Genomic DNA, 4,308 nt, shown 5'->3' with positions numbered 1-4,308 from the left:
CATTAACGGAATATTTCAATGCTATTTGTTAGAAGATAAAATTAGAGAAGTGAAAATTGCATCGCAAACTGCCATTCCAAAAGGAATTTTTATTTTTTCTTTTGAAATGATAATTCTTCGCTTCCAATTAAAAATAACATTTGGCGAAAAAAATTTTATAGGTCGAGCGTAGCGAGGCACACCTGCATTTCAAGAGAAAATCCGCGAAAAATTCAAAATCTAATCAATTTTTAAAGCCGAAAGTTATGCAGAATTTTATCATTAAAACCCACCAGAAAGGCACGATTTACTCGAAGCCCCATTTATTCCTACTTAACAAAGGGATGAACAGCGGAAAGCCACAAAAAGAGCCATTTACTAATAGTTTTGTAGTCATTTTTGATTTAGAACAAGACTGCGAAAACCTTTATTTTATCGCTTATAGTTTGTGGAAAACAAAATTTTGGCATCAACATTTAGTAGGTTCCGTAATTCCATTTTTACGTTTGAATGATTTCAAAAAAGAGTTTTTTGTAAGGTCTAAAATTATGATGGAAGAACACGAGCAACACGTTAAACACATTGCAGCTTTAAAACTTCTGGAGCAAAAGGAAAAACAATTTCACGAAAATATCAACCTCATAAACGATATGCGTAGAGTAATTTTATACCGCTATTGCAGAAAATAAAACAATCCTGGTCCAACTGGACTAGGATTGTTTGCACCTCATTTACAAGCAAACTGATACATAAGTGCAATATGATTGCACCACTTAAATAAATCGAAGAAAAGCAAAGCAATTGCCATTTATTGACTGCTATAAACAAAAAAAGCTCCACAAAATGGAGCTTCTAAAGTCTTTTTTAAGGATTTTTATTCCTTTGGTTCTGGTTGCTCTTCCGCTTTTACCGCCGTTTGTGAAACTACCGAAATGATGCTTCCACCAAGAACCAAATATCCAGCTGCTGAAACTAATCCGACAGGCAACGCAACAGGTGAAGCGATGATAACACCACCAACAGAAGCCAAAGCAATTCCTACTGTGCGAAGAATTTTAAACCATTTTGGAGTAGGAGCGAGTGCTCTATCTACTACATTCATATTTTTATTTTTCATAATCTTGATTTTTTAAGATTGTTAATTCAATTGTTTTTACTCGTTTTTCTAAATATTCTACTTTCTGGTTCAATAAGTCGTTACCACTTTTGAACTCGGTTTTAATGATTAAAGCCATTGTTTTTACTTCAACCAAATCTTTTTCCATACTCTTAAAATCAGTATGTAATTGCTTGATGAAATAAGCTACAATCGAAAGTAATAAAGTGATTAGAGTTCCAAAAAGGGTAGCGATGATGTTGATATTTTCCATTTTTTGGACTTTTTAAAACTGAAAATTATTTTCAATTACTATTTTGTTGTTCGGTTCTGTCGTCAGTGCAACCAACTTGGGATAAATCATTTTGTAAGCTGCAACACTTTGAGAAACTTGGTAATTGCCATCAACAAATTGAAATCCAAAACCGCAAAGCGGACAACCGGCAGTATCTTTGATGGTGTTTCCGGTGTGGATATACACAAAACTGAAATTTGGTAAACCAGTAATTTCTATCATTCCTTGATGCAACTTTCCAAAAGCTTTTTTATAATCCACATTTTTAGCTCCGTAAGTGTTCAACTTCAAACTAAAAACACCTTTTGGAATGGCAGTTTGTGAAGCGATTTTAACTTCTCTGATTTTATCCTCCAACAAGTAACATTGAAAAATTCCGTTGATGTATAACTGGCTGAGTGTACTTTCTTTACCTTGTGCAACTCTTATTATTTTGCTTTCCATAGTTTTAATAGACTTGAGATTAAACAAAAAATCCCTCACTTTTGATGAGGGATTTGTAATGACTTTTTTTAAAAAGCATCCTCAACTTTCAAGCAGTTGCCACTTGCAAACAAGTAGTAATTTCCACCCACTTGTTGGTAGAACTCAATTCCGATACATTGCAAAACAGTAACATTTACCGTTGGAAGAACTGCACCAGGTAAAGTTGCTGTAATTGTGGTTGCAGGAACTGGAGCGTACAAGTCCAAGAAGGCACTGTATTGAATATCGTTTGTCTCATTCAAATCAGCATCCATAGGATCATAACTGTTTGTGGTAGCGTTGTATTCAAAATCACTCACTACGGAAAGCGAAGTAATCAAACGGAAATGGGTTGCACCAGATGGAGCATTAACCAAATTCGCTGGATTAAAAGCATCCACTACAAAATCGCCAGTTTCTCTATCAACTCCGTGAGTTAATGAGTAAGGAGCGTTGAAAATCCCATTGAAAGAAGTGTTTTTGTCAAACTCAAATCCTTTCAAATAACTACGTTGTGTAGTGATTTCGATTTTTCTGTAACCTCTGGCTTCGGTTTGGTCTTCCAAGTTGATTTTCTTCATAATTGAAGTTAATCTTCCTGTTACTTGACTATCCGCCATTTGCTTCATTACTTGTGATAAACCAGTACGAACCGATTTACCAGCTTTGGCACAAGCGCCAAACTCGTTCATATTCTCACGAGTTCTTTCGAACTCTGGAGCGGATAGAACTTGGTCACCAGTTGGACCACCAACCATTCCGGCAAAGTAGCCTTCTTGACCTTTAATTTTAAAATGTCGGATATCTCCAAGAGTTCCAACATACTTGATAACACCTTTCTGTCTTGCCATTTTTTTACGTTTTAATGGATTAATAATTAGATAAAATTCATAAGACAAATTTCAATCATTATCTTTGATTATCAATAACTTAAAATACTGAAAATCAATGCAATACAACGCAAAAGCACCGTACATAGTGGAAACCCATTGGCAAATTGAAGAAGTCCTTGATGGGGATAGCATCATCATTTGCAATCGCTTCACTCATTTGAAAAAAGAAATCCGACTTTATGGCTTAGATGCACCAGAAGTAAAACTAAACAGGAAGATGAAAGAGGACGAAGAGAAAAGCAGTTTACCTGCCGAATTACTGCTGCAATTTGGTTTGCAATCCTTGCACTTCGTTTTGTCGGTTGCACCGCCTAAAACGGCTGTAACGATTATTACAGAACAGGAGAACTATTATGACTACTGGAACAGGCAATTGGGATATGTAATATTACCAGGTGGCGAATGTTTGAATGATTTGATTTTGATCAATGGGTATGCAAAAGCAACCCATAACTATTACTGCGGCAAGCTCGCAGAATATCAATTGATGAACCGCCAAGCGCAGCTTAATCGATTGGGTATTTATAGTTCAGTTAAAAGTTTTTGATTTGTTGTACTTATGTTGTACTAAAGGGATTTTATTTTTTGTGAGTACCAATAAAATATATACTTCACAAGCGTATTAAGACTAAACGGCTGTTACCTGCAGTTTTTATTTTCAAAACCTACTCTTAACGTATTTTCAGTTCTCGCTATGTTTCCCTTATATTTCCCTGGATTCCAATTGTTATATTCCATTTTTAATTTCTCTAAAGCTTTTGATATTAGTTCTTTTTTATACTTTTTGTCCAATCCGCCGCTTACCCAATTACTAACACTCAGATTGCTAATAGTTCCATTTTTTTCAACTATAAAAGTTATATCGACAAATAGATTTTGATAAGGTTGTAATTTAACTGGAAAATCCACTGCTACAGTTGTGTAGTAATCGCTTTCAATGTAGATATTTGGAGTTTTTATTTTCGGTTTTTCGTTATCTTCTAAATCATAAACACTAACTATTTTATCGTTGTCGTTAATGTTTTTAATAAATTTTTTTTCAGCTTCTTTTTCCAATTCCGCAAAATAGTTTTCACCATACATTTTCTTCATCTCAGATTCTATAGTTGCTCTATAACATCCTTGTGTTTGTCCTTCATAAACTACACATCCAATATCTTGTATTACTTGTTTAATTTTTTTTGCCTTTAATACTTCTTCCAATTCAGTTTCGAATGGTTTATCATCACAGCCAAAGCAAATAGTTTTTACATACAGTTTAGAATATTTTTCAACGTCACGGTTAGCTTTCTCAATATCTTTGATACACATTGTGTCAGTTTTGGGCGGATTTGCTAAGTATTTTTCGTCTAAACAGTTTGGTATTTTTACAATTTTAGGTTCGTCGACAATATTTGGTTTCTCTTCTTGTTTTTTACATCCAAAAAGAAAAAAAAGAAAGGTTAAATATGTAAGATAAACGTGTTTCATAAAATTGCAGGTAACGTCAGACTGTGAAAAAACTTCACCATCCAACAAACAAATATACCGAAATTGTTGTAAGAAAAATAGAGATTTCTTATTTTTAAACATGAAACACA

Annotated in this window: 7 protein-coding genes; 2 read left to right on the top strand and 5 right to left on the bottom strand. The window is 34.1% G+C overall.

Going from position 1 to position 4,308, the window contains the following annotated elements:
• Nucleotides 1-245 precede the first annotated feature (245 nt).
• Nucleotides 246-668: a DUF6943 family protein gene (locus tag ACH2CG_RS09905; RefSeq protein ID WP_395064696.1), complete on the top strand. Its 423-nt coding sequence runs from the start codon at nt 246-248 to the stop codon at nt 666-668.
• A gap of 185 nt (nt 669-853) precedes the next feature.
• On the opposite strand, the gene ACH2CG_RS09900 is transcribed toward ACH2CG_RS09905, so the two are convergent.
• From ACH2CG_RS09900 to ACH2CG_RS09885, 4 genes are all read right to left on the bottom strand, one after another.
• Entirely contained in the window at nt 854-1,096 is a 243-nt protein-coding gene (locus tag ACH2CG_RS09900) for a hypothetical protein (protein WP_395064694.1), read from the bottom strand.
• Nucleotides 1,086-1,349 (bottom strand): hypothetical protein, encoded by a 264-nt coding sequence (locus ACH2CG_RS09895; protein ID WP_395064692.1) that lies wholly within the window; start codon nt 1,347-1,349, stop codon nt 1,086-1,088. The genes ACH2CG_RS09900 and ACH2CG_RS09895 overlap by 11 nt, the downstream gene beginning before the upstream one ends.
• A 12-nt stretch (nt 1,350-1,361) precedes the next feature.
• On the bottom strand, nt 1,362-1,814 hold the full coding sequence (locus ACH2CG_RS09890) for a DUF5675 family protein (protein ID WP_395064690.1): 453 nt from the start codon (nt 1,812-1,814) through the stop codon (nt 1,362-1,364).
• A 68-nt stretch (nt 1,815-1,882) separates the two neighbouring features.
• The gene (locus tag ACH2CG_RS09885; protein ID WP_395064688.1) at nt 1,883-2,686 is read right to left on the bottom strand and encodes a hypothetical protein; all 804 of its coding nucleotides are present in this window, start codon (nt 2,684-2,686) and stop codon (nt 1,883-1,885) included.
• Nucleotides 2,687-2,783: 97 nt separating this feature from the next.
• Between ACH2CG_RS09885 and ACH2CG_RS09880 the strand changes: the two genes are divergently transcribed.
• A complete protein-coding gene (locus ACH2CG_RS09880) occupies nt 2,784-3,275 on the top strand; it encodes a thermonuclease family protein (protein ID WP_395064686.1) in 492 nt (163 codons plus the stop codon).
• 92 nt (nt 3,276-3,367) lie between these two features.
• On the opposite strand, the gene ACH2CG_RS09875 is transcribed toward ACH2CG_RS09880, so the two are convergent.
• Nucleotides 3,368-4,039 carry a hypothetical protein gene (locus ACH2CG_RS09875; protein WP_395064684.1) on the bottom strand — a complete coding sequence of 224 codons (672 nt, stop codon included), beginning with the start codon at nt 4,037-4,039 and terminating at the stop codon, nt 3,368-3,370.
• Nucleotides 4,040-4,308: the final 269 nt, after the last annotated feature.

This window comes from Flavobacterium sp. (assembly GCF_043778725.1).
In the GTDB taxonomy this organism is placed as follows: Bacteria; Bacteroidota; Bacteroidia; order Flavobacteriales; family Flavobacteriaceae; genus Flavobacterium.
This window is presented reverse-complemented; position numbering and strand designations above follow the sequence as displayed.